Raw genomic sequence first — 26,113 nt, forward strand, 5'->3', positions numbered from 1 at the left:
CTCTATCACAACATTCTCTTTTTGTCAAGTTTTTAAAGGTGCATTGTTAACTTAAATAAATAAATGTTAAGATTATTGGTAATTCAGATCAACTAGGGACTAACTATGATTCATCATTACAACCTCTGTAACCATTGTGGTCAAATCAGTGACCCTTCAGGCAGTATTACCGACTGGGAAAGGTGTCCGGTTTGTGGGAGTCACGACTTAGAAGCTTGCGCACCCTCAATTCAGCCTCTGGAAACTGTTCCCGTCCCAGAGACAACCTCCTTGTGGGTAAAATTCACACGGAAACTCGCTCAAAACTCCTGTACTCCCGTTAATTTTGTAGAAAGGGCTGCCATATCTTAACGGTTTTATCTTCACTGCCACTGGCGAAAAGCCTGCCTTGAGGGTGAAACGCTAGACTGCGGACTGTGCCGCTATGACCCCGCCAAGAACCCAACGTTAGGCCTCGTTTAACATCCCATAGTCGCAAGATTCCCTGTTCATCGCCACTGATTAGCCAATGCCCTTGAGGATGAAAAGCCAGACTAGAGACTGCACTGTTCCCAGTGACTAACGCTTTGATCCTGCCTCCAGTACGGACTTCCCAGAGTAGAATAGTAGAATGACTTTCCCCGGTGCCTTCAGACTTAGACCGGGCCATTGCCAAGATTTGACCATTGGGACTAAAGGCGAGGGCGGAACAGATGACTTTATGCGTCCAAAGGGGTTGTTGTTGCTGGACTGACCAAAGGTAAAGACGGGGGGAGGTGCTGGCTATGGCGAGGAGTTGACTATCGGGGCTCCAAGCGATCGCCGCCAGATGGGAAAATAGCCCAGTCACCTTGAATTGAGTCACTTTACGGAAGGGGCGAACTTGCCAAATCTCAACACTGGGTTCTCCCCCCCCACTGGCGAGATAATGACCATCGGGAGAGTAGGCCACAGTAAACACAGCCCCCCCGAATCCTCCCTTACGCGGTAGGGTTTTGTGCAAGCGTCTCTGTTGCCAATCCCATAGCTTAACGGTTTTATCGGGACTGGCTGAGGCTAAGTAATGGCCTTGGGGGTGGAAACTCAAGCCTTGGATGGTATTTTCATGACCCAAGAGGGTTTCAAGTTCCCACCAATCTTGTTTACGCCAGAGGTTAATCGTGCGATCGCCACTGCCACTGACCAAAACCTCCCCCTTGGGGTGAAACGCCACCACCTGCACCCCCTCCGTATGGGCCGTTAAAGTGTCGGTACAGTGCCAGAGGGGACGGGACACCTTCGGCTGCAAATTGGAGGCAGACAACGCCTCTAAGACCTGTTGGGCTGACTGATAGCGATCGCGCACCCCCCGCGCCAACAACTTATCTAAAATCCGACCCAACGCCGGATTAATCGGCTGAGGCAGAAACTTCCGCCAGACCCAAGCCCCCTCCCGGACACTATACAACTCCAAGGGAGCCACCCCCGTTAACAACTCAAGACAAGTCACCCCCAAACTATACAAATCACTAGCAAACGTCGCCCGACCAAAACTCTGTTCGGGAGCCCAATAGCCCGCACTACCGATTACCGTTCCCTGTCGCCCCAAAGCCGTTTCCGTCGCATACTTCGCCGCCCCGAAATCCACTAACACCAACTGTTGATCCCCCATCCGACGGATAATATTTTCCGGCTTAATATCCCGGTGAATGACCTGTCCTTCATGGATAAAGCGCAACACAGGCAAGAGATTGAGCAACACCCGCCCCACTTCCTCCTCCGTAAACGGTTTCTGTTGGGCTAACACTTGGGCTAAATTCTGACCATCCACCCACTCCTGAACAATATATTGCTGATGATCTTGAGTAAAATGGGCATAGAGTTGAGGAATTTGGGCATGATGTCCCAACTGTTCCAAGCGTTGCGCTTCCTGTACAAATAAATCCGCCGCCTTCTTCGATGGGTCTTGGGGACAAAATTGTTTAACCGCACAAAGGGGATGGGAGGGCTTATATTCATCCCGTCCTAAAAACGTCCGCCCAAAGCCCCCCGCCCCAATCAAGCGCCCTAAGCGATACCGTCCCCCCAAGAGCAACGATGCCCCACAATGCCCACAAAAGCGGTCATTTTCTGCATTTTCGGGCTGCTGACACTGGGGATGGGGACAGTAACTCATGGTGGGGAAATTGAGTATTGAGTATTGAGTATTGACAATTGAGAATAGATCACTGTTCCCTATGCCCCTCTATGGCAAGAGTGCTTCTTATCTCTTCCCAACTCCACCCCAGACTATTCAGGATGAATGCACATTTGATCCCCCATCATAGGATAATGGGAAAGACATCACGGCCTGACCTGATCTATGATTTTTCCCGATTTCAAGCAATTTTGCGAACTGGCAGCCCAAGGAAACTTTATTCCGGTGTATCAAGAATGGGTGGCTGATTTAGAAACTCCCGTTTCAGCTTGGTATAAAATCTGTGCTGGACAACCCTATAGCTTCCTGTTGGAGTCCGTAGAAGGGGGAGAAACTCTGGGGCGTTATAGTTTATTAGGCAGTGATCCCGTTTGGGTGTTAGAAGCCCGGGGAGAACAAACCCAACAAATCCATCGGGATGGCACGGTGATTGAGTTTACAGGCAATCCTTTTGATGTGTTGGTCGATTGTTTAGACCCCTATCATCCCGTACTGTTGCCCCAACTCCCCTCCGGTATTGGGGGCTTATTTGGCTTTTGGGGGTATGAGTTAATCCGGTGGATTGAAAATCGGGTTCCGGTGTATCCCATCACGGAGGAGGATTTACCCGATGGGGTATGGATGCAGGTGGACAACTTGCTGATTTTTGATCAGGTGAAACGGAAAATTTGGGCGATCGCCTATGCTGATTTAAGAGATCCTGATGTGAACCTCCAAGACGCTTATCAGGCGGCCTGCGATCGCGTGACTACCCTTGTCTTAAAGTTACAACTCCCCTCCCCCACTGAAGCCAAACCCCTCGAATGGAAATCCCCAGAAAGTCCCGCTTCCCAAACCGCCTCCCTCTCCTGCGAAAGTAACACCCCCCCCGAACAGTTTTGCGCCAATGTGGACAAAGCCAAAGACTATATCCGCGCTGGGGATATTTTTCAAGTGGTGTTATCTCAACGGTTGTCCGCCTACTATCGGGGCAATCCCTTTGATCTCTATCGTTCTTTGCGTTTGATTAATCCCTCCCCCTACATGGCCTATTACAACTTCCGCAACTGGCAAATTATCGGCTCCAGTCCCGAAGTCATGGTACGGGCGCAAAAAGACCCAGAGGGAGGCACAGAAGCCATTTTAAGACCCATTGCCGGGACTCGCCGCCGGGGACAAACCCCCCAAGAAGATAAAGCCCTAGAGGTGGATTTACTCCAAGATCCCAAGGAAATCGCCGAACACGTTATGCTCGTAGACCTCGGGCGCAATGATTTAGGGCGTGTCTGTCAAAGTGGGACGGTTAAGGTTGATGAGTTAATGGTCATTGAACGGTATTCCCATGTTATGCACATTGTTAGTAATGTGACAGGCAAATTACAGAAGGGTAAAAACGCTTGGGATTTACTGAAGGCAACCTTTCCCGCCGGAACCGTGAGTGGTGCGCCCAAAATCCGGGCAATGGAGATTATCCACGAACTGGAGCCGGAACGACGGGGGCCTTATTCGGGAGTCTATGGCTATTATGATTTTGAGGGTCAGTTAAATAGTGCGATCGCCATTCGGACAATGGTAGTCCGCCCCCAAAGCCCAGATCAGCATCTCGTCTCCGTGCAAGCGGGGGCTGGGGTAGTGGCTGACTCTGTACCGGAAAAGGAATATGAGGAAACCCTCAATAAAGCCAAGGGGTTATTAGAAGCCATTCGTTGTTTACATTGAAGCTCCCCACCCACGAGGCGATGGGGCTTTCAACGCAACATTGTTGTAAATCGAGCTTGCGGATAAAGTCTGTTAGCTCATCGTCGGGAAGCCCCGCACTGTACGTTCGCGTTCACGTTCGCGAAGCGTTGCGTAGCAAAGCGTCACGAAGTGAACGCAAAGCGTTGCGTAGCAAATGTCAGTGTCGGGATGAAAGACGGTTAATTGAGGGGTTCGATGCCCCGAAAATTAACCAACAATCATTTACTAGGGAGTGACGATTTATCCCTACATATTGTATAATAGGTTCATGTCAATAAGCTACTATTCGTGTTAAACCTCAACTATGTGGGTTTGTAACAGATAGGGACGTTGCTGCGGCGATGGTTGTTGAGCAACGTGGACTTGCAGCCCTTCCTGCGGAACGCTTCGCGAACGGACTGGGGGTCAAGCTGCCTGTGGAGGAAGAGGTTATCGGGGATGTCCATAAAAAGACATCTAGAGCCTCCCGTAGAAGCAGGAAAGCCTTATAGTGATATGGGGAAGCCCGCACCGTACCCGTAGGGTCGGTGTCCGGGAGGATGTCACTTGGGAATAGGTAATAGGCAATCTTGACAAGTTGTTAGAAGTCAAGGGAACAGGGAGGCAGGGGAGCAGGGGAGATGAGGAATTAAGACTTATTACCTGTTCCCTGTTCCTTCCTATCGAATGCGTAAATCAAAGAGCAGATGGCTGTAAATATCCCGAGGATCATTGAGTTGATGTAACACACTTAACTCTCCATGTAAGCGGGATAATTCTTTCGTGATGGGATCTTGGGGTTGGGTTTCTGCTTGGAAAATCATCACAAGACGACGGAACAGAATATCCTCTAAACGAGGTTCTTCGATGTACTCCTCCGCTTCCCAATCATCGCCTAATTCGGCTTTTTCGGCGGCATGGGCGATCGCATTTTCCAAACCCCCCAACTCATCCACTAACCCCAGATTCTGGGCAGCAATCCCTGACCAGATGCGACCTTGAGCCACTTCAGCCACCGCACTGGGCGATAAATCCCGACTGTTGGCCACTTTCTCTAAAAACAAATCGTAGATTTGATTGACAAAGTTCTGAAGTAAGGCTAACTCAGCCTCATTTTTAGGGCGAGAAATGCTCTCAATATCGGCAAAGGGCGAAGTTTTCACCCCATCCCAAGTAATGCCATTATTATTGGAGATTTCCGCCACATTGGGAATCACCCCAAACACGCCGATAGAGCCTGTAATCGTGTTGGGTTGGGCGAAGATATAATCAGCCCCCGTAGCGATCCAATAGCCCCCAGAGGCGGCCACATCGCCCATAGAAACAACTACAGGTTTCTCCTCCGCTAACAATTGTAATTCCCGCAGAATAATATCTGAGGCCGTGGCACTCCCCCCCGGACTATTCACCCGCAAGACAACGGCTTTCACCTCGTCGCTGTGGCGAATGGTGCGCAATTGTCGAACCAGGCGATCGCTACTAATCTGTCGTTCCCCCCCTCGGCCATAGATAATCGGCCCCTCCGCATAAACCACCGCCACCTTATTCTGGGAGGGTTGGCGGGCGGCTGCTTCTACGGTAATGGTGGTGTAATGACTTAAACTCACCTGCCGGAAATTGCGTGTTTTACTGTCTTGTCCGGTTAACTCTTTGATTTCCCCCATCACCTCATCGTAATGAGCCACCTCGTCGATTAAATTGGCAGCTAAGGCCGCTTCGGGTAATAAAATCCCTTGTTCATTAACGGCAGTTTCCACTTGAGACACATTCAGTTCTCGTCCCCCACTCACAACGGCTAAATACTCACCCCAAATCTCTTGTAACAGTTGGCTGATTTGTTGCCGATTTTCGGGGCTAAATTCCTCTTGGATCAAAGGTTCAACGGCGGATTTATAATCTCCCACACGCACCACCTGCACCCCAATCCCCAACTGATCTAATGCCCCGGCTAAAAAGAACTGTTCCGAACTTAACCCATTGAGTTCTAACACCCCCATAGGGTTTAAAATCAGACGATCGGCTAAGGAGGCCAAATAATAGCCCTTTTTGCCCATATTTACGTCGTAGGCTATGATCGTCTTGCCCGACTCCTGAAACGTCTCCAAGGCAGCGCGCACTTCCTTCAGGGTGGCATAACCAGCCGTTGGATTGCCATTGCTCCCATCTAACAATAGACCCACAATCCGATCATCTTGGGCGGCCTTCTCCAGATTTTGGAGGACTCGACGAAGTGCGATCGCCCTCGGGGAACCACTCCCAAAACTCTCCGAAAACCGCAATATCGGTTCCGTGTCCCGAATTTCTAAGGACAAATCAAACACCAACATCGATTGATTCCGCAGTCGGGGCGATTCTTCTTGACTTAAGGCCGCCACAATCAAAAGGGTGAACAATCCCAGCCCCATAGTCGATAAAATCAGCAAGGCCGCTAAGGTACCGATTAAACTAGCAATAACTTGTTGAAAGAAACGCAACATAAATAGGTAATAGGTAATAGGGAATAGGTAATAGGAAATAGGCAACAGGGAACAGGGAATAATAATTAATTATCAATTGCCCCACCCCTCACAATTCGTGACATCCTCCCGAAACCGACCCTAGGGGTACGGTGCGGGCTTCCCCATATCACTATGAGGCTTTCCTGCTTCTACGGGAGGCTCTAGATGTCTTTTTATGGTGGTTGGTTAATTTTCGGGGCATCGAACCCCTCAATTAACCGTCTTTCATCCCGACACTGACATTCTTACAGTGCGGGGCTTCCCGACGATGAGCTAACGTTGTTGCAAACTAGAAGACTGTTGCAACGCTTCTATCGTAGGATTTCCTGTACAGAAAAGCACCGTTTTGAGTTCAGCCTGTAACAATTGTACCCACTCATCTAGAGCTTCTGGGGATTGGGATGCCGCCTTAAGGAAAGGTAAAGCTAATCCGGCTAGATTCGCCCCTAAAGCCAAGGTTTTCGCCACATCTAGCCCATTGCGTAGCCCCCCCGAAGCAATTAGGGGTAAGTTCGGGAACAAACTACGAATACTCACCACACAGTCCGCCGTAGGTATACCCCAATCGGCAAAGGTTTCCCCGAGTCGCCGTTGTAACCAATTTTCCGCCCGTTCGCTTTCCACCCGCGCCCAAGACGTTCCCCCAGCCCCAGCCACATCAATCACCCTCACCCCTGCATTCACCAAGTGCGTCGCCATCACGGGGGAGATGCCATTCCCCACCTCCTTGGCAATCACCGGAACAGGCAACTTTATACATATTTGTTCAATTTTGTCAAGTAATCCCTTAAAATGTCGATCTCCTCGGGGTTGGATACATTCCTGTAAAGGATTTAAATGGAGGATTAAGGCATTGGCTTCTAGAAGATCCACCACCCTTAAGCACTCCTCCACCCCATAAGTATAGTTCAATTGCACTGCGCCCAAATTGGCAAATAAGAGAATATCTGGCGCAAAAGAGCGCACGACAAAGGTATCTGCGACCTCCGGCTTTTCCACGGCTACCCGTTGGGATCCTACTCCCATAGCTAAACCGTACTGTTGCGCCACAACGGCCAAACGCTGGTTAATTAACTTCGCCTGATCGGTGCCTCCCGTCATGGAAGAAATTAAGACAGGCATCCCCACAGCATGACCTAAAAATCGAGTCGTGAGATCAATGTCCTCATAATCTAATTCGGGTAGGCAACAATGATTAAACTGATAACGTTCTAGTCCGTTCGTTTGGCGATTAAACTGGACATCTTCCTCTAAACAGATTCGTAGATGGTCAGCCTTGCGGGTTTGGGTGGTGCTGAGGGGGGGCAAAATAGACATAATTTGAGAATAGTGGGAGATTATTCGGGACTTTCTACTGGAGAATCGGGAGTCGGGGGGGGCATTTGGGCCAGTTGATCGGCAATTTGCTGAATTTGGTCTTTGTAGCGCGGGGGAGCCAAGGCAACGGCGGCCTGATAGAGGGGTTTCGCTTGGCTATACTGTCCTTGTCGCTTGAGAATTTCGGCTTTTGCCCAGACAGGACGGAAATCTCCGGGATTGGCGCTCATGATTTGGTCATAAACGGCGATCGCCTCAGTGAATCGTTCTTGATAAGCATACACCCAGCCCAGCAATAACTGAACCGAAGCCACATCTACACTTCCGGGATTCGCGGCATTGGCTTGAGCCGCCAGTTTTAAGGTATCCTGAAGCCGTCCAATTGCTCCCTCGGGGCGATTTTGTTGTAACTGAAGGTTGATCATTCCTTGCAGCGCGTTCACATCCCCCGGATTGGCTTGTAAGATGCGGTCATAGGCTCGGAAAGACCCCTCATAATCCCCTAAATGTTGTCTCGCTTGGGCTAACAAAATGGTATAGTCCGGCTGATCCGGTTGTAGTTGGCTCAGTGTCTCTAGGGGGGCTAGTGCCTGTTGTAGTTTCCCTTGTTCTAACCGGACTTCTAGCAAGCGCCTTAAAACCGTTGTATTGTTAGGGTCATCTCGCAGTACCAACTCATAACTATGGGCGCGATTTTCTAATTCCGTCTGATCCGCTACAGAAAGCTGGAATCCTGACCCTGAATTATTAGCGACTGGACTGGTTCTCCCTCGCAAGGCACTACTCACCAGTGGCACGAGAGGAACACCGATAAACAGCACCAACACCGCCACTAGGACTAGATAAATCCAAGGACTTCTTTTCTGGGTAGTTCTCACGATAATCCCACCGCCTACAGATAACTCTTAGCTGCTATTTTCGCACAGATACCCCGGAATGGCGAGTTGCGGTGGGGGGAATTGATAATTATTCCCGATTCCTGACTCCCAGACTTTCTCAGCAAACCCTAGTTAGCCTAGGATGGGGGTTAAATTCCCCAAAATATTACATTCAAAATGGATAGTAGTAACGTTGTTTTACAAACTCATCATCTCCAGAAAAAATACGGCGCGCTGCAAGCGGTCGAGGATGTGAGTTTAACGGTGCGTAAAGGCGATGTCTTCGGCTTTTTAGGCCCCAATGGTGCGGGGAAAACCACCACCATTAGCATGATTTTAGGCTTAACTCGTCCGACTCGGGGAGAGGTGCGGGTGTTGGATCGTCGGGTAACTCCCCAAAAAAACCAAGTCTTACGGCAAGTGGGGGCTTTGGTGGGGGCAATTCCGGGCTTGATTCCCTATCTCTGCGCGCGGGAAAATTTGCGCTTGATGAGTCAGTTATATCCTCACGTTTCCTCCCAGCGTGTTGATGAGGTGTTGGAGTTGGTGGGTTTACACGGGGTAGGAAAACGCCCGACTTCCCAGTTTTCAACGGGGATGAAACAACGCTTAGGGATGGGATTGGCGATTTTACACCAACCTCAGTTATTAGTTTTAGATGAACCAACCAACGGCATGGACCCGGCAGGAATGCAGGAGATGCGCCAGATTATTCAACAGTTGGCTAAGGAGGGGGTGACTATTTTCCTCTCTAGTCACTTGTTGAATGAGGTTGAACAGGTCTGTAATCGCATTGCTGTGCTACATCAAGGGAAATTGGTCGCCCAAGGTGCGATCGCCGAATTACGCGGAGAAGAAAAAAATGTTCGTGTCAAGGCCAAGGATTTAGATGCTGTGGAAGCTGTTTTACGCAGTTTACCGGAAATTCCCCCTTTTCAACGTCAGGAGGAAGCCATTGATATTACAGGTCTAGACAGTGAATGGGTGATTCAGCAATTAGTAGAACATCAAGTCTATCCCTCAGAGGTCTTTTATACAGGTTATGATCTCGAACGGTTATTTTTAGAGTTGACCCAAAAAGCCCAAGGTTGATTAAAAGGTTTCCCTTCCCCTTTTGGCTTTAAAGTGGGGCGTTGTCTATTGTATAATTAACCCAGTTTGAGGCCAGCCGCGACTTATGATCGTGATTAACAATTCTTATTGTTCAAAAATCCTCGGTTTTTTCTTGTTTTTAAAGCTTTTCTCATGGTGAGAAAAGGGAATTAAACAAGAGACGAATTCATCATAAAAGGTTTAGTTCAGGGGAGTCCTTTCCTCTTTTAATCTTTTATAAATCGCCTTTTTTGACCTCAAAATTACTGGTAAATCCCAGAGTTTCTGTTTCACCCTAAATTATGAGCTAATATGGAAAAATTAGTGCGCGGTTTGCGTCATTTCCAAACCGATTATTTTAGTAAGCACCAAGACCTATTTCAACAACTTTCTTTAGGTCAACATCCCCGAGTTTTATTTATTACTTGTTCTGACTCCCGCATTGACCCCAATTTAATTACAGATGCTGAACCCGGGGAACTTTTTGTGATTCGGAATGCCGGAAATATTATTCCACCCTACGGCGCAACCAATGGAGGGGAAGGTGCGGCGATTGAATACGCCGTGCAAGCATTAGGAATCAAGGATATTATTGTCTGTGGTCATTCCCACTGCGGGGCAATGAAGGGATTGCTAAAATTAGAAAAACTAGAGGAAGAAATGCCCCTAGTTTATGAGTGGTTAAAAGAAGCAGAAGCCACTCGTCGTTTAGTGAAAGAAAATTACTCTGAATTAACGGGAGAAGATTTATTAAACATTACCATTGCTGAAAATGTTTTAACTCAAATTGAAAACCTCAGAACCTATCCAGTAATTCACTCCAAACTCCGTCAAGGGAAGCTACATCTTAGTGCATGGGTTTATCATATTGAAAATGGCAAGGTGTTTGCCTATGATGCAATTCGACATGAATATGTCTCCCCGTCGAGTCCCTTAGAACCTTTAGATCCCGAGGAATTGTTACCCAACAGCATTGGACATCCGGCTAGTTGGTTATCTCCTGAACAAGCCCATCGCATTTATCGCGGATCTTATCATCATCAAGGGGTTAAAAGTTAGGGCGATTTGTCCGGTTGGGTTTGTGGCTTAAGGAGGACAATTGTTTGTAGTGTTTTGAGGAATCCTGCAATGGAAACTAAAATTAATTGCGCAGAAGCTTGTGTGAATGGTTGTGTGTTGGGGGATCAATGTCCTAACCGTGAATATGTTAAACAAGCGAGTGACTTTATGGAAACAACTTCTTTAGACCAAATGCTAGAAATTGCAGAGGCAGCACGTTTGAAGAAGTTAAGCGAACCAACGCAATGGGTAATCCCGGATGAAATCTAATCAATTTGTCGGGAATTAGGAATTGGGCAATCTTGACCAGTCAAGGGAAAAGGGGAGAGGGGGAGCAGGGGAGCAGGGGAGAGGTAATCTCCTGACTCCCGACTCCGGACTCTCGACTCCCGAAAATTTCCCTTCTGTACACCACTCAAATTAATTGGGTATTATTTGTCTGTTGACTGTTCCGACGATAACAGCGACGGAACAGCGATAGAACCTCCTTCAAAGGCGGCAAAGGGAACCCCACTCGGGCTAAGGGTAAAATATTGTAATTCTACCGTTTGATGGGTATAGGGTAAAATCACTGGATCTCCTGCTTCTAATCCTTCATATTCCGACAAACGGACGATTTCTTTTTTTTCGCGACGTTTGGGTTTTTCCACTTTCGTGGGGCGTTGGTTTTTTTTGAGGGTTTGGGTCGGACGACTCACGGGGGGAATCGGCCGCAGGGGGGGAATCGCTTCTGGGGAAGGGTTGGTTGCGGTTTTCTTGTTCGCAGTCATGCTTAAACTTTTACTGTAATCCTTGTTCTTACGTTAACAGTTTCGTTTCGCTTCTGTTTGATTTTTCGAGGGGCAAATTTCCTCAACCGGAAAAATTCACGTCGTGTTAGCCTGTGGACTAGATGGGTTCCATTTATTTAGTACACATAAACTAAAATATTATGAAAACGCGCTTTGGCTTGGCACTGTTTTTGAGTTTGTTTTTAACCGTTTCTCTGTCTCCAGTCTATGGACAAAGTTCACGCCTTGAACAAATGTTTCAAGCGGGCAAGACGGCCTATCAGGAGGGAAATTTTGAGGGGGCTGTAGAGATTTGGCAGCAGGTGCTGGAGATGGCTCCGGAGAATCCCTCGGCGTATATTAATTTAGGTCTGGCGTTGATGGAACAGGGGGCTGTGGATGAGGCGGTGACGGCCTATCAAAAAGCGATTGAACTCGACCCGAATAATGCGATCGCCTACAATAATTTGGGCAATGCCTTTAAAGCCCAGAATAACCTCTCAGTGGCGCGTTCTGCCTATCAACAGGCGATTGATCTTGACCCAAATTTTGCCGTTGCCTACAGTAATTTGGGGGTATTATTAAGAATCCAAGGTCGGACGAGAGATGCCATTAATGCGTACCGTCGGGCGATCTCCCTTGACCCCAATTATGCCCAAGCCCATAATAATCTCGGAAACCTTCTCAGCGCTCAAGGCAACTTACAAGAAGCCATTCAAGCCTATGCTCGGGCGATTCAAATCGAACCCACGGCTATCCGCTACTATAATTTGGGCATTACCCTAATGGCGCAGGGCAATTATCCCCAAGCTATTGATGCTTATCTCAAGGCTCTTGAACTAGACGAGAATTATATTGAAGCCTATATCAATCTGGGCATTGCCCACAAAGCCAATGAGCAACTAGAGGCGGCTGTTGAGGCTTATCAACGGGCGCTTGCTTTAGATGGAAATAATGCGATCGCCTACAGCAACCTCGGCAATGTTTTAAGCGAAATCGGACAGCTAGAGGAAGCCATTGCCGCCCACCGTCGCGCTGTCCAACTCCAACCCAGCGCCATCCGCCATAATAACCTAGGGTCTGCCCTCGCCCAAAGTGGGGATCTCGCGGGAGCAAAACAACAGTTTGAACGAGCTTTACGCTTAGATCGGAACTACACCACAGCGCGGGAAAATTTGCAAATTATTGAACAAGCTTTGAGTGGTGATCAATAGGCAAGAGTTTTGGCCATTCACTAGCCACTATTCCCCTGCTCCCCCGCTCCCCCTCTCCCCTGTTCCCTAGCCCAGTTATTCAGCAAGCCCTAAGTAGGGCTTGCTGAATAAGTCCGAGAGTTGGGGAGTCGGGAGTCGGGAGTCGGGAGTCGGGAGTCGGGAATAGGCAATCGTGCCAGTTTTAGATGATCTGTTTCCTGTTAAGAGTTCCCTGTTCCCTTGTTGAGCCTAGCATAGGCGTGTTATTCAGCAGACCCTAAGTAGGATTAACTTTGACTTTGGGCAGTTCAAATCCCATGTCCTGCACCATCTGACGCAATCGTTGAGCTTCCAATAAGTTAGAGTTTTCCAATAAGGCAATGGCTTTGCTGATATATTCTAAGCCTTTCTGCATTTGACCGCATTTAATCCACACTACGCCTAAATTTTGATAGGCTTCGGCATAGTCAGGTTGAAGCTTAATCGCTTCTTCATAGGCTTGAATGGCATCTTTATAATTCCCTTGGGCTTTTAAGGCAGCACCTACGTTAAAATAGCCTTTTACAAACGTGGGATCAATGGCAATGGTAGCACCAAAAGCCCGCTCGGCCATTTCGTATTCTCCGGCATTTTGGAGTAAGGCCCCGAGGTTATTATAAGCCCCTAATTTTAAGGGGGGCATAATGTCCTGGGCTAGGGCAGCTTGATAGTGAATGACGGCTTTATTGGCGTTTTGTTTGCGTTGATAGGCATTAGCGAGATGATAGTTTAATTCGTAGCAAACCAAGGGATCAGCCTTATAATCGTTTAAGCCGCGTTCGAGTAATTCAATGCCTTGGTCAATTTGCCCCATTTGAACGTAGAGCGCGCCTAATTTATTGCAGGCATAGGAATCATCGGGATGGTCTTTAATATAGGTTTCCATCGCCTGTTGAGCGCGGCTGAATTTGTCTTTGGCGGCGATCGCACTGGCACTATACCCTGAGTGTAACACCGCGACCCCCGGTAAAGAGAGGATTTCCCAATGCTTCTCTTTTTCCATCAGCCCCATCACACTATCATCAATGATGGCATGGTAGGGGCGGGAAAATTTTAACTCAGGATGGTTTCGGAAGAGGCGAGAAGTCAGGGAGTAGGGCGTTTGGGTCGCTCCGATTTCTTGCCGGACTAAATTCACCACCAGTAAATTTTCATTTAAAATAGCCACCCGGAGCGGTGCAACAATGGCCGGGTCTAGGGTTTCGTCTGCATCCAGAATCAAGACCCAATCTCCAGTTACATATTTCAAGGCCTCATTGCGGGCTGCCGCAAAATCATTACACCACTCAAAATAATGAACCGTCGCGCCAAACGCTTGGGCAATTTCTGGGGTGCGATCGCTCGATCCCGTATCTAACACCACAATTTCATCCACCACACCTTTTACACTATCTAAACACTGGGGTAAAGACTTTTCCTCGTCTTTGACGATCATACAGAGGCTTAATTTCATCGTTAAACGTTTTTAATTAAATAGCAGAAACTTAGGGTTATCAAACTTGTTCCCTTCATAGTCCGTTTGACACTCCCGGGCCGAAAGGCTTGGGGTACTTACGTCTAGAGCAATACACTGACCTGATGGCTTAACATCTTCTTTTATCTCACAAGAGAGGACAAACTGACAATAATAACCGTCCGCTCTATAGATTAACCTAACCCATTTACAGCCCCATCAAGAATAAAGACGCGCTACATAGACTCCATAGCCGTTATAAGGCAACGTTGCCCGTACCTCCCAACTTAAATTAGGCCCTGAACTAATAAACTTTTCCGTCGCTTGGGACCAACGAGGATGGGGTTTGCTAGGGTTGACATTCGCCTCAAAATCATACTCATTCGGCACCAATGTATTCCAATAGGTCCCCGGTTGTTCCGCCACAAACTCCACCTTAACAATAGACTTCGCCCCCTTAAAACCATACTTCCAAGGCAAAACCGCCCGAATCGGTGCGCCGTGTTGTTTCGGTAACTCCTTCCCATAAATTCCCACAGCAAAAAAGGCCAACTCATTAGCCATCTCATCAAGGCGTAAACTCTCCGTATAAGGCCAAGGCAATGTTCCTAAATGAAACCCTGGCCCCTTGGTAATATTGGGGTCATAAAAAGAGGTAAAGCGAATAAATTTCGCGCTAGATGTTGGTTCAACTTCCGCCAGCAAGGCCTTCATAGGAAACCCGACCCAAGGTAACACCATTGACCAAGCTTCCACACAGCGAAAGCGATAAATCCGTTCTTCTAAAGGAAATTTGCGTTTTAAATCATCTAAATCGTAGGTGCGAGGATTTTTAACCAATCCTCCCACTTCCACCGTCCAAGGATTCGTCGGTAAGGCTTGGGCAGCCGACCAAATGCTTTTATTTCCCCCAAACTCATAGAAATTATTGTAACTACTGGCTAAACTTTGGTCAGTAATCGGTCGATCTACCTCAGCAAAATCTGGATTTTTTGTCAACTTCTCTAGGGCAGGTAAATTGTAGGTCATAGCCAGTTCAGACTGTTGGGAGGCCGAACTTTTACAAGCACTTAGGGGAAGCAAGGACGCACCAATTCCCGCCCCAATTAGGGTTTTTAAGAAACGACGGCGGTTTTGATAAACGGTTTCAGAGGTGACAATAGATTCTGATAATTGCCAACTGGGGGGATGGACAAAAAAGCTCATAACAGATTACAAACTCAGATTTTTTTACTATATTAGCTTGTTTTTATCTGGGGTGTTATTTGAGTTTCAGCCCGCCCATGGTTTAAAATAGGACAAAACCCGATATATTAACCAATATATAATGAGTATTGTCACCCTGCAAGACATTAAAAAAGACTTTGGCATTAAAGAGATTCTGCGCACGGCGAGTTTTAGTATTGACTCTAACGATAAAATAGGCTTGATTGGGGTCAATGGGTCAGGAAAATCCACCCTCTTAAAAATGATTGCTGGCCTAGAACCCCTTGATGGGGGGCAACGGTTGGTTAAATCGGGGGCGAGAATTATTTATCTACCCCAACAGCCCGATGTTGATGAAAACCGCACGGTTTTGGATCAAGTTTTTGCCGACAGTACAGAACAAATGGCCTTAGTGCGAGAATATGAAGACCTTTCCCATCATATCGCTCAGGCTCAAGGGGAGGAGTTAAATCGCCTGATGTCCCAATTAACGGCCGTCTCGGAGAAAATGGAAGCGGCCGGGGCGTGGGAGGTGGAAACGCGGGCTAAAATTATCCTGACTAAATTGGGGATTGAGGATTTTGATCGGCGGGTGGGGGAGTTATCGGGAGGGTATCGCAAGCGGATTGCCTTGGCCACAGCACTGTTAGCGGAACCGGATTTGTTGCTAATGGATGAACCAACCAACCATTTAGATGCGGAGTCGGTGGAGTGGTTACAGGACTATTTGAGTCAATATCGAGGTGCTTTGTTGTTAGTCACCCACGACCGCTATTTTTTAGACCGGGTGACGAATCGTATTTTAGAGGTGGATCGGGGGGATCTTTATACTTATAGTGGCAATTATTCCTATTATTTGGAGAAAAAGGCCTTGGCCCAGGAGTCTGAGGTCAGCAGTCAACGGAAACATTTAGGGGTGTTGCGGCGGGAGTTGGAATGGTTGAAGCGGGGGCCGAAAGCGAGGAGTACCAAGCAAAAGGCGCGCATTGACCGCATTGAGGAGATGCAGAATCGGGAGTTTAAGGAGGTTCAAGGCAAGGTAGAAATTGATACTCCGGGGCGACGCATTGGCAAGAAGGTAATTGAACTGAAGGGGATTGAGAAGAGTTTCGACGGGCGGGTATTCATTCGAGATTTTAGTTATGAGTTTAACCCCGATGACCGGATTGGGATTATTGGGGGCAATGGGGCGGGAAAATCAACGCTGATGAATTTAATCACCGGGCGCATTGAACCGGATGGGGGGACGATTGAGGTGGGGAAAACCATTCATTTTGGCTATTTTGACCAACATTCGGAGGATTTGCTGGCGGCGCTGAATGAGAATCAACGGGTGATTGATTATATTCAGGATATTGGCAGTTATGTAAGGACGGCGGATGGGGGTCAAATTAGTGCCTCCCAAATGTTAGAGCGGTTTTTGTTTCCGGGGAGTCAACAGTATGCACCGATTTTTAAGTTGTCGGGGGGGGAAAAACGGCGTTTGTTTTTGTTGTCGGTGTTGATGGAAGCGCCTAATGTGTTGATTTTAGATGAACCGACCAATGATTTGGATGTGCAAACCTTGGGGGTGTTGGAGGAGTATTTAGAGGATTTTAATGGTTGTGTGATTGTGGTGTCTCATGATCGGTATTTTTTAGACCGGACGGTGAACAGGATTTTTGCGTTGGAGGGGGAGGGGCGGATTGAGCAATATCCGGGCAATTATTCCCTGTATTTGGAGTATAAACAGAGGCGCACGGTTGCTGAACCTCCGGCGACGACTCCGAGTAAACAGAAGGGGGAAAAACCCCGGTCTAGTGGAAGTTCTCCCCGTCGTCTGTCGAATTATCAGCGTCGGGAGTTGGCGGAGTTGGAGGAGAAAATTCCCCAACTGGAGGCGAAACGAGGGGAGATTGAATCGACGCTGTATGAGCATCCCCCGAGTGGTTATACCAAGTTACAGGAGTTATCGGAGGAGTTGGCGCGGTTGAATGAGGCGATTGATCAGGCTACGGAACGTTGGTTAGAGTTGGCGGAATTGGAGTAGGGGGAGTCGGGAGTCGGGAATCGGGAGTCGGGAATCGGGAGTCGGGAGTCGGGAGTCGGGAGTAATGTCATTGCGTTTGCTGCGCAACGCTTCGCGAACGCGGAGCGTCACGAAGTGAACGCGTAGCGTTCCGAAGGAAGGTACGAAGCAATCTAGTCAGGTGTCGGGAGTCGGGAATAGGCAAAAGGCACTCATGCAAAAGTAATCAACCCATCCCCCCCTCTCCCCCTCTCCCCCGTTCCCCGCTCCCTAAAATAAAAGAGTTTTAGTTATTCACTATTCCCCTGCTCCCCTGCTCCCCCTCACGGGGGGTGTCTCAAAATCCAAGAAGCGCCAAAACATTCTGAAAAAGTAGGACAATAGGCAAGGCTGTTATGAAATGCTGAACAACAGGATGGAATAGAGGTTGATGAGGATTCTAGTTCTAAGCTGGGAATTTCCTCCTCGCATTGTGGGGGGAATTGCACGCCACGTCGCCGAATTATATCCAGAATTGGTGAAACTGGGTCATGATATTCACCTGATTACCGTGGAATTTGGCGATGCTCCTCGCTTTGAACTGGTGGAAGGGATTAAGGTTCATCGTATCCCGGTGGCCCCAGGAAATGATTTTTTCCATTGGGTGGTGAATATGAATGAGAGTATGGGGGTTTATGGGGGGAAATTGATCCAAGATTTGGGACGCTTTGAACTAATTCATGCTCATGATTGGTTGGTGGGGGATGCGGCGATCGCACTCAAACACCGTTTTAAGGTTCCCCTCGTTGCTACCATCCACGCCACAGAACACGGCCGCTATAATGGCATTCATAACGAAACCCACCACTATATCCACGGCAAAGAGTACATCCTCGCCCATAATGCTTGGCGGATTATTGTCTGCACCCACTATATGGAACAAGAAATCCAACGTATTTTTCACAGTCCGAGGGATAAAATCAACGTGATCTACAATGGCATCCGTCCAGAAAAAAAGCGACGAGATCCCCGCTTTGACCACATGAGATTCCGTCGTCAGTTTGCGGCGGATCAGGAGAAAATCGTCTATTATCTCGGTCGCATGAGCCACGAAAAGGGGATTTCTGTGTTGTTGGATGCCGCCCCTCTCTTGCTGGGGGCATTAGGCGATCGCATAAAATTTGTCATCATCGGCGGCGGCAATACCTCCCATCTCCAACACCAAGCCAAAACCCTTGGCATTTGGGAGAAATGCTACTTTACCGGATTTATGTCCGACTCCGACCTTGACAAATTTCAAACCATTGCCGACTGTGCCGTTTTCCCCAGTCTCTACGAACCCTTTGGCATTGTCGCCTTAGAAAGCTTTGCCGCCCGAGTGCCTGTAGTGGTATCGGATACCTGTGGACTGCCGGAAGTGGTGCAACATGGCCATACAGGCATCGTCACCCAAACCAATAACCCCCATTCCCTCTGCCAAGGCATTCTGCAAATCTTGAGAAACCCGGATTATGCTCGGGAATTGGTGGATAATGCTTACAACGATTTATTCTTACGCTTTGACTGGACGATGTTGGCTCAACAAACAGAAACTGTTTATCAGTCTGTTGTCACAGAACGCGCCCAAATCCATTGGTCCTAGTTTGTCCGCCCCTCCTCTCCCCGACTCTTCGACTTATTCAGCCAGCCCTATCCTATCCCAGAAAGGAGTTCAATTCCGCCCACCTAACCTCACTCAACTATGCCTAGACATTCCCCACAACCCAGATTTTACGATGCCGTCCTTGGTGGAGACTCCCCAGCACCGAGAGGGAGTCTAGTTTTAGGGGGTTTAGAAGGAGTTAGACGGCGCTTAGAAAGCCCCCTAGAAGATGTACGACGGGCGGCTTTGGTCGAAGCGATGAAATATGGGGAAACGGGAATTTCTTGGGTCATTGGGGCCCTGCAAGACCCCTCAGAACGGGTTCAATGGTCTGCCTATCTCCTCCTACGAGAACGGGCGGAAATGTCTACCTATCTCCTACAACAAGAACGGGCAGATTTAAAGGTGATGTTAGCCTTACGTTCTTATAATCCTTGGTCTTTATTTCACGCTTTACACACCCTCGAAGGCCATAGTCACGCGGTGAGTTCTTTGGCCTTAAGTCCTGACGGGAAAACCCTAGTCAGTGGTAGTCATGACAAAACGATCAAAATTTGGGATGCCACCACCGGAATCCTCAAACGCAGCTTAGAAGGTCATTCGGAATGGGTGGATAGTGTGGTGATTAGCCCCAACGGACAAACCTTAATTAGTGGGAGTGTAGACCGTTCTATTATCCTCTGGGATTTAAAAACCGGGAATCTCTTACGCATGATCACGGGACATAATAATTTTGTCAAATCGTTAGCCATTAGTCCCAATGGACAAACCTTAGTCAGTGGCGGCATTGATGGCATGATTAAGGTGTGGGATTTTAATAAAAATCAGTTTAATTATGCCATTAAGGGACATTCTAATATTATCAACACAGTGAGTTTAAGTCCTGATAATCAATGGCTAGCCAGTGGGGGATCTGATGGAACGATTCAGGTCTGGAAATTTAGAACGGGCGAGCATCACGGCACGTTTAAAGGTCATTTGAGCGCGGTTAAATCGATTCGGTTTAGTGGGGATAGTCGGACGTTAATCAGTTGTGGCGCGGATAAAATAATTGTGGGCTGGGATGTAAAAACTGGGAAAACTAAATATTGGCTACCCGGACATTCTGACGAGGTGAATGATTTGTGCATCAGTCGGGATGGAAAAACGGTGATTAGTGGCAGTGCTGACCAAAAAATTAATGTCTGGAATTTACGAAGAAAAACCCTACAACATAGTTTTTCTGGACATTCTGATTCCGTAATTTCCGTAATTCTTAGCCCAGATGAAAAAAGAATTTTCAGTGGAAGTAAGGATGGAACAATTAAAATCTGGGGTGTACTATAGAGGAAGCTAGGATAAGGTCATATTGCTTACTATCTAGCCAGTAGAGTGGTTATGAATGCCAGGCCATCCCGGCTAAAAGTGGAATCAGCTAATAGCAGGGCAGGGTGTTTTTATCTCCCGTTTTGAATTGACTTTTGCGGCTAGTTACGGTTTGCAATTACAGGAATTTTAGCTGGGTTTTAAAGTGCTTCAACGAGTTTTTTCGATTTTCTTAAATCTCATGCAATAAAGGGGTAAAAGCCTACCTTTGCATGGGTTTGATTGGCTTTAGATAGGATGCAGGAGAATTTTAGGATATCAATATTACTAAGTTCTTGTGTGTCTTTTGAGGGTGTATTCTGTTTTACCAAGGGTGTTTTATTTTATGGTTAATCCATACCAAATTATTGGGGCTAGTCTCGTTTCTATTGCCCTAGTCAGTCAGTGTAGTTTTGGGGGATCTATTAACTTAGGTCGGCTTGAATGGGGGATTAAATTAGTACAGGGAACGGCCACGCCATGCTGTCAATGTTGTGATGCTAATGGGAAAAATTGCCGTTGCTGTTTGTGTAATTAGGGCTTGCTGAATATGCCTCTAATTCGGGGAATAGCAGAGTGTGGGGTGTAGGGGGAATTCATGAATTCCCCCTACTACAACTGTAACTAGGGCTTGCTGAATAACTCTACTCGTGGGGCTAATAATTTTTAATTCCCTGACTCCCGATTCAGGACTAGCAGACTTATTCGGCAAACCCTCATTAATAGAAAGCCATCGTAAAACGACGGGGTTTTAGACCCCAATTTTCGATCAGTACCCCACTGAGTATTGACTCAGTGGGGGGCATGAATTGGTTAAGATAGAGCAAATAGGGCGATTGAAAGGAAGGGTCATGAAGGCACGAAGGGAAGTACAACTCGGCACGATGTTATGGCATCACCCTTGGAGTCGTTTTGTGGGGGGGAGTTTGGCGGTGGTTGGGGTTTGGGTTTTGCAGATGTTAGGGGCGATCGCACCTCTAGATCATTGGGTCTATCATCGCCTGTTCCATCTGCGGGGAGAACGCCCTTGGGATAACCGAGTAGTAATTATTGCCATTGACTCGGTGAGTCATGAGGGGTTTACTCAAAAGTCTTGGTCCCGCTCCCCTTATATTCAACTCCTCCGGCAATTAGCCCCTTCCCAACCCCATGCTATTGTATTTAACCTGCTCCTGCTTCAGGAAACCGCCGAAGATGGGGAACTCGCGGCAGCAATGGCCGCCTCTCCTCCGGTGGTTTTGGGGGTGTCGTGGGGTCCGAATAAACAACCCCTGTTACCAGCACCCCGCTTGCGGGAACAGGCCAGCACCCTGGGTCATCTCTTCTACCCGACCACCAGTGGGGGCTTTGTCTATCAAATTACGCCGCAAATGGGGGATATTCCGGCTTTAAGCTTGAGTTTAACCAATATTCCCGCCCTCGCTTCCTTATTTCCCCCTCAGCCCTCAGATTACCCTTCATTTTGGATTAATTGGCAAGGGGATATCGGCAAGATTCCCACGTACTCTTTTAAGGGAGTGTTACGGGGTGAAATTCCCCCGGAAACCTTTCGAGACAAAATCGTGTTAGTCGGTTCTACAGCAACCGGATTTGACACAGTGATGACCCCTTTTAATCTGGATAATGTGGGCAATGGGGTTCATGTCCAAGCGGCCGTCATTAACAATCTGTTACAAGGGAATAATCTCAAGGTTTGGGGGGAAGGGGAAAGGGGTTTATTTTGGGGCTATGGATTACTGGGCATGGTATTGGGGGGTGTGCTAACTGGGCAAAGTCTGCGTCGCTTTGTGTCGGGGGTGGTGGGGGTGAGTGGGGTGTGGGTATTGTTGGCCGTGGGGGTGTTTTATTGGGACGTGTTAATCCCGGTGGTGTCTCCTGTTTTGGTCATCGGAACCGTCAGTGCGATCGCAACCCTACAAGGCTACTGGATCAAACAAGCCCAGAGCCACTATCATCAACAGTACGATGCCCTAACCGGACTGCCTCAACGTTCCCTTCTGATTGAACAAATCCAGACCCATCTTGCTCAGATTCGGGAGGATGAACAGGGACATTTTGCCCTGTTATTTTTCGATTTGAACCGTTTGGGTGAAATCAATGCCCATCAAGGATATCCCGCCGGGGATCACCTCCTGCAAATCACCACCCAACGGTTAAAAGAACTCCTCAATCATAATGGTCACGCCCCCTGTCTGTTAGCCCGCATGGGGGGCGATGAATTCGCCATTCTCTACCCACAAGTGACCACCCCCGATCCGGTTCTTCATCTAGCCCAAGAATTGGAAAATGTGCTACAACAACCCCTTTCTTTAGCCGGAGAAGGGGTCTATAGTAATGTGAGCATCGGGATTACCTTTTCTTGGGATGTCATGACCAGTCCCCCCTCCTCTCCTAATACCGACCTCTGCCAACTGTTGTTACGTCATGGGGAAATTGCTATGTATCAAGCCCGGGTGCAAGGTCAATCCTCTTACGCTGTCTTTAACGCTTATCTCCATGAAAGCGCGATCGCCCTCTGGCAACTAGAAACCGATCTCCGTCATACCCTCAATTCCCTCTCCCTCAATGCTTCCCTGGGTCTAAATCAACCCTCCTTAGAACGAGAATTTCAACTCCAGTATCAGCCCATTGTTTCCCTTAAAACAAGCAAACTGCAAGGATTTGAAGCCCTCATCCGGTGGCATCACCCTAAACGGGGTTTAATTTCTCCCCTAGAATTTATTCCCTTAGCCGAAGAAACCGGACTGATTGCCCTCTTAGGCCGTTGGGTCATTTATAAAGCGTGTTATCAACTGCGGACTTGGCAATATTCCTTCCCCAACTTTAAGCATTTAATCATCACCGTGAACCTCTCCCCCATTCAACTCCTACAACCGGATATTGTGCGGCAAGTCCAAGGAATTTTAGAGGAAACCGGGGTCGATAGTCGCCGTCTCAAGCTAGAGATTACCGAAAGTAGTTTAATCGCCAATGCGGATCATGCGATCGCCCTATTGCGAGAATTTCGAGAACTCGGAGTGCGTCTAAGTTTAGATGATTTTGGCATGGGTTACTCCTCCCTCGGCCGTTTACAAAACCTTCCCCTACACACCCTCAAAATTGACAAGTCCTTTGTCCAAGACCTGACAACCTCGGGAGACAGCACTAAAATTATCCAAATGATTCTAGATTTAGCCCACAGTTTCAAAATGAATGTCGTCGCTGAAGGCATTGAAACCCCCGAACAACTCGAAACCTTGCGAGGGTTAAACTGTGACTACGGACAAGGCTACTTTTTCGCCCCACCCCTCACCGTGGCAGAGGTTGAAACTTTACTCACTCACCCCTTACCTTGGCAGCAAATTGTATCTTGAGGACAGAGGAGAAATCAACCATTAGATTCAATCGGTTAGGGTAGGTCATGAATTCCCCTAGGATGCGGGTTAAAGTTGGAAAGAATATGACCCATCAAAAGGGAGAACTTTAAGATCCTAAACTCACTAACAATCAGGTAACTTTTCAGGATTTTCCAGAGAAATTTTTTGAGGATAGGAAATTTTTTCGTAGGCAAAAGCGGCTTTCGCTCGTCGGATTAAATCGGTTTTATAAACAAATTCATCCCGCGCATCAATAGGATAAGAACGTAACTTAAACTGAGTTCCCCAAAAATGCTCCTGAATCACCACAACAATAGGCAGTTTAAGCTGAGTATATTTACTACTATAAGCGGCTTGATATAAAATCTGCATTACCTTTTCAACATCCACATGATGATCAAAGTAAAAATCTGTTGCCACTTGCGCCTCAAGTTCACCACTGTTGGCATTAGAAATAGGTTCTGTCCAAGTTTTATTATGGGGAATTGTAACCAGATTATCGTCAGGAGTTTTAATCTGAATTCCCCGTAATCCATAACCTACAACTTCTCCATAATATCCCTCAATGTTAACCCGATCCCCTACTCGATAAGGGGCTTCAAACAATGAAATAACCCCAGCAATAATTGAACTTACATAGTCTTTAAATGCGAAACCTAAAGCAACTGCAATTGTCCCAGTAACTGCAATTAAATTGGATTCTGATAGATGAAGAAATGAACTCAATAAATAGGAAATTGTGATTAATAGAATCAATCCTTTCCAGAAAGGAATAGATTGTTTAATAATTAGTCTAAAGCGGCGGGGAACTTTCTCAGAAAGCCAATTACAGAAGAATTGAACTAAATAGATACTAAGATACGCTATCAATAGGGCAGTTATCCCATATAAAATTTTGAGGGGCGTAATATCCGTTAAAACTTGTTCTGAAAAATCTTGAGGATCGTCGATAGCAAACACATAATTTTGATTTTGTATAACTAACCATTTGACGGTTAATTCTTTTCCATAAGCTAGCATCATTTTAAACTCAGTCCTACAAAAAAATTGTTGTTCTCTAAATCAGATTTAAGGATTAAATAGAATAAAGGATGAATGAATAAATTACCTCCTTTTTTTATTAATATTCCTTGTTTTAGTAACCACTGAATTCTAGTTTGAATTTGGCTTTCTGACTCTCCCAAGGTATGGGATAAATGACGGCGGTGAATAATGCCATGAATCAAGATAGCATGGAGAATATAGCGATCAAAGTTAGTCAGTGTCGGTAAAGCTGGTAAAGAGGGTTTAACGGCATAAACATTTAAACGCTGATCGGGTTCTGGAGAAGAACTAAATTTTAGGGCATCTAAATCCAGATTTTCGACTTCAGCTTGTTTGATTCGTAAACTCTGTAACCAAAGATATTGAGCAATAGAACTTACGCCACAAGCTTGATTTGCGATGAATTCCCAATAAGCGGGACGAGGATCATTACTGGAGGATTCTGGTTTATCTAAATTGACTAGGTTTCTCGCGATGGATGTTAACCATTTTTCTAAGTTTTCTCCATTGAGTTCAGGTAAGTTATGAATGGTGTCAAAGTAAGCGCTAATTTGACAGACAAAATCCAAGAAATTCCAAGCCCAGTCACTGCACCCAATCACCCAAAAACAATCCCTGTTCTGCACGATAACTTCTCTTAAATATTCGATGCTTTCCCAGCCTCCAATACACCGCAAAAAACACTGTTCGAGTGCGGGAACAATAATTAAGGTTTTTCGCTTTTGTTTCGCTTCTTCTGGCAAGGTTTGAGTGATTGTCTCAAAGTCACTGGTTTTGATTTGTGAATAGTCAGCAAGGGCTTGACAAATTTGCTGTTTTATGTATCTGGGGTTGAGGGGGCGTTGTAAATGTTTAAGGGGTGTAATCACTTCTAGGGAGGGAGATCCCCAGTGTTGGAGACTTTCGTTGATGATTTGGGCGGTGGGTTCAACAGCGCTGGCTAAAAAGACGAGGTGATTGGGTGCTTCGATGTTGTTTTGCCAGGTTTCGATGGCTGTTGCGATCGCATCCTGAATGCTTTGTTGATAAGGAGGGGGAGTCGATGAATCCTCCAGTCGTTTCAGAAGTGCCGCGTTCAGGTGTTCGGGAATAGCCAGCAATTCATCTTCAGATTCTGTATTGGGAGGCTGGGTAAACCAAGCTTGAATCTGGGATCGAATGAGTCGTAACATAACTTGATGGATCAATCTATTGGAACTCTAGCATAATCAGACCCTTTATCCCCCGACAAGTGGGGAATATTCTGACCAAAACCAATAAATCCTAGATTACTGTTTACTGTTCTACACTGGGGAGATAATCCAGAAAATTCTTTAAATATGATTGCCTCTCCGAGCAATCAGTAGGACAATGGCCAGTGAGGATCGGTTCTTCCTCAGCCT

At 47.1% G+C, this 26,113-nt stretch carries 19 protein-coding genes and 1 pseudogene; 10 read left to right on the plus strand and 10 right to left on the minus strand.

Annotated elements, in window-relative coordinates; translation table 11 throughout:
• Window positions 1-319: 319 nt before the first annotated feature.
• Window positions 320-2,134: a serine/threonine-protein kinase gene (locus SPI9445_RS0108130; protein WP_017304239.1), complete on the minus strand. Its 1,815-nt coding sequence runs from the start codon at window positions 2,132-2,134 to the stop codon at window positions 320-322.
• 186 nt (window positions 2,135-2,320) lie between these two features.
• Between SPI9445_RS0108130 and trpE the strand changes: the two genes are divergently transcribed.
• Window positions 2,321-3,853 (plus strand): anthranilate synthase component I, encoded by a 1,533-nt coding sequence (trpE, locus tag SPI9445_RS0108135; RefSeq protein WP_017304240.1) that lies wholly within the window; start codon window positions 2,321-2,323, stop codon window positions 3,851-3,853.
• 680 nt (window positions 3,854-4,533) lie between these two features.
• Here the strand turns inward: trpE and sppA are convergent.
• The 3 genes from sppA to SPI9445_RS0108155 all read right to left on the minus strand — a co-directional run bounded on the left by sppA (window position 4,534) and on the right by SPI9445_RS0108155 (window position 8,546).
• Window positions 4,534-6,330, minus strand: a complete 1,797-nt coding sequence (sppA, locus tag SPI9445_RS0108145) for a signal peptide peptidase SppA (protein WP_026079617.1) — start codon at window positions 6,328-6,330, stop codon at window positions 4,534-4,536.
• A 294-nt stretch (window positions 6,331-6,624) separates the two neighbouring features.
• On the minus strand, window positions 6,625-7,668 hold the full coding sequence (fni, locus tag SPI9445_RS0108150) for a type 2 isopentenyl-diphosphate Delta-isomerase (RefSeq protein WP_017304243.1): 1,044 nt from the start codon (window positions 7,666-7,668) through the stop codon (window positions 6,625-6,627).
• A gap of 20 nt (window positions 7,669-7,688) precedes the next feature.
• Entirely contained in the window at window positions 7,689-8,546 is an 858-nt protein-coding gene (locus SPI9445_RS0108155) for a tetratricopeptide repeat protein (RefSeq protein ID WP_202803658.1), read from the minus strand.
• Between the two features lie 177 nt (window positions 8,547-8,723).
• Between SPI9445_RS0108155 and SPI9445_RS0108160 the strand changes: the two genes are divergently transcribed.
• From SPI9445_RS0108160 to SPI9445_RS0108170, 3 genes are all read left to right on the plus strand, one after another.
• The gene (locus SPI9445_RS0108160; protein WP_017304245.1) at window positions 8,724-9,638 is read left to right on the plus strand and encodes an ABC transporter ATP-binding protein; all 915 of its coding nucleotides are present in this window, start codon (window positions 8,724-8,726) and stop codon (window positions 9,636-9,638) included.
• 312 nt (window positions 9,639-9,950) lie between these two features.
• Window positions 9,951-10,697: a carbonic anhydrase gene (locus SPI9445_RS0108165; RefSeq protein ID WP_017304246.1), complete on the plus strand. Its 747-nt coding sequence runs from the start codon at window positions 9,951-9,953 to the stop codon at window positions 10,695-10,697.
• A gap of 69 nt (window positions 10,698-10,766) precedes the next feature.
• Complete coding sequence (locus SPI9445_RS0108170) at window positions 10,767-10,967, plus strand: hypothetical protein (protein WP_017304247.1); 201 nt, start codon at window positions 10,767-10,769, stop codon at window positions 10,965-10,967.
• Window positions 10,968-11,128: 161 nt separating this feature from the next.
• Here SPI9445_RS0108170 and SPI9445_RS0108175 read toward each other — a convergent pair whose 3' ends face one another.
• Window positions 11,129-11,467 carry a hypothetical protein gene (locus tag SPI9445_RS0108175; protein WP_017304248.1) on the minus strand — a complete coding sequence of 113 codons (339 nt, stop codon included), beginning with the start codon at window positions 11,465-11,467 and terminating at the stop codon, window positions 11,129-11,131.
• A 161-nt stretch (window positions 11,468-11,628) separates the two neighbouring features.
• On the opposite strand from SPI9445_RS0108175, the gene SPI9445_RS0108180 reads away from it, so the two are divergent.
• Window positions 11,629-12,681, plus strand: coding sequence for a tetratricopeptide repeat protein (locus SPI9445_RS0108180; RefSeq protein ID WP_017304249.1), 1,053 nt, complete (start codon window positions 11,629-11,631; stop codon window positions 12,679-12,681).
• A gap of 256 nt (window positions 12,682-12,937) precedes the next feature.
• Here SPI9445_RS0108180 and SPI9445_RS0108185 read toward each other — a convergent pair whose 3' ends face one another.
• The 3 genes and pseudogenes from SPI9445_RS0108185 to msrP all read right to left on the minus strand — a co-directional run bounded on the left by SPI9445_RS0108185 (window position 12,938) and on the right by msrP (window position 15,358).
• Window positions 12,938-14,152, minus strand: coding sequence for a glycosyltransferase (locus SPI9445_RS0108185; RefSeq protein WP_071525268.1), 1,215 nt, complete (start codon window positions 14,150-14,152; stop codon window positions 12,938-12,940).
• A 24-nt stretch (window positions 14,153-14,176) separates the two neighbouring features.
• A pseudogene (locus SPI9445_RS32045) lies at window positions 14,177-14,362 on the minus strand (RNA-guided endonuclease TnpB family protein); the annotation flags it as partial.
• Between the two features lie 9 nt (window positions 14,363-14,371).
• Window positions 14,372-15,358, minus strand: a complete 987-nt coding sequence (msrP, locus tag SPI9445_RS0108190) for a protein-methionine-sulfoxide reductase catalytic subunit MsrP (protein ID WP_017304251.1) — start codon at window positions 15,356-15,358, stop codon at window positions 14,372-14,374.
• Window positions 15,359-15,479: 121 nt separating this feature from the next.
• Here msrP and SPI9445_RS0108195 point away from each other — a divergent pair, with 121 nt between their 5' ends.
• The 5 genes from SPI9445_RS0108195 to SPI9445_RS24865 all read left to right on the plus strand — a co-directional run bounded on the left by SPI9445_RS0108195 (window position 15,480) and on the right by SPI9445_RS24865 (window position 23,684).
• A complete protein-coding gene (locus SPI9445_RS0108195; RefSeq protein ID WP_017304252.1) occupies window positions 15,480-17,387 on the plus strand; it encodes an ABC-F family ATP-binding cassette domain-containing protein in 1,908 nt (635 codons plus the stop codon).
• 409 nt (window positions 17,388-17,796) lie between these two features.
• Entirely contained in the window at window positions 17,797-18,987 is a 1,191-nt protein-coding gene (locus SPI9445_RS0108200; RefSeq protein WP_017304253.1) for a glycosyltransferase family 4 protein, read from the plus strand.
• A gap of 99 nt (window positions 18,988-19,086) precedes the next feature.
• Window positions 19,087-20,313 carry a WD40 repeat domain-containing protein gene (locus tag SPI9445_RS24860; RefSeq protein WP_017304254.1) on the plus strand — a complete coding sequence of 409 codons (1,227 nt, stop codon included), beginning with the start codon at window positions 19,087-19,089 and terminating at the stop codon, window positions 20,311-20,313.
• Window positions 20,314-20,677: 364 nt separating this feature from the next.
• The gene (locus SPI9445_RS30415) at window positions 20,678-20,869 is read left to right on the plus strand and encodes a hypothetical protein (protein ID WP_164674489.1); all 192 of its coding nucleotides are present in this window, start codon (window positions 20,678-20,680) and stop codon (window positions 20,867-20,869) included.
• Between the two features lie 313 nt (window positions 20,870-21,182).
• On the plus strand, window positions 21,183-23,684 hold the full coding sequence (locus SPI9445_RS24865; RefSeq protein ID WP_083883509.1) for an EAL domain-containing protein: 2,502 nt from the start codon (window positions 21,183-21,185) through the stop codon (window positions 23,682-23,684).
• A 126-nt stretch (window positions 23,685-23,810) separates the two neighbouring features.
• On the opposite strand, the gene SPI9445_RS0108215 is transcribed toward SPI9445_RS24865, so the two are convergent.
• Together SPI9445_RS0108215 and SPI9445_RS0108220 are read right to left on the minus strand one after the other, a co-directional pair.
• Window positions 23,811-24,707 carry a mechanosensitive ion channel family protein gene (locus SPI9445_RS0108215; RefSeq protein ID WP_017304256.1) on the minus strand — a complete coding sequence of 299 codons (897 nt, stop codon included), beginning with the start codon at window positions 24,705-24,707 and terminating at the stop codon, window positions 23,811-23,813.
• A complete protein-coding gene (locus tag SPI9445_RS0108220; RefSeq protein ID WP_017304257.1) occupies window positions 24,707-25,903 on the minus strand; it encodes a hypothetical protein in 1,197 nt (398 codons plus the stop codon). Before SPI9445_RS0108220 ends, SPI9445_RS0108215 begins: the two co-directional genes overlap by 1 nt.
• Window positions 25,904-26,113: the final 210 nt, after the last annotated feature.

This window comes from Spirulina subsalsa PCC 9445, assembly GCF_000314005.1.
Lineage (GTDB): Bacteria > Cyanobacteriota > Cyanobacteriia > Cyanobacteriales > Spirulinaceae > Spirulina_A > Spirulina_A subsalsa.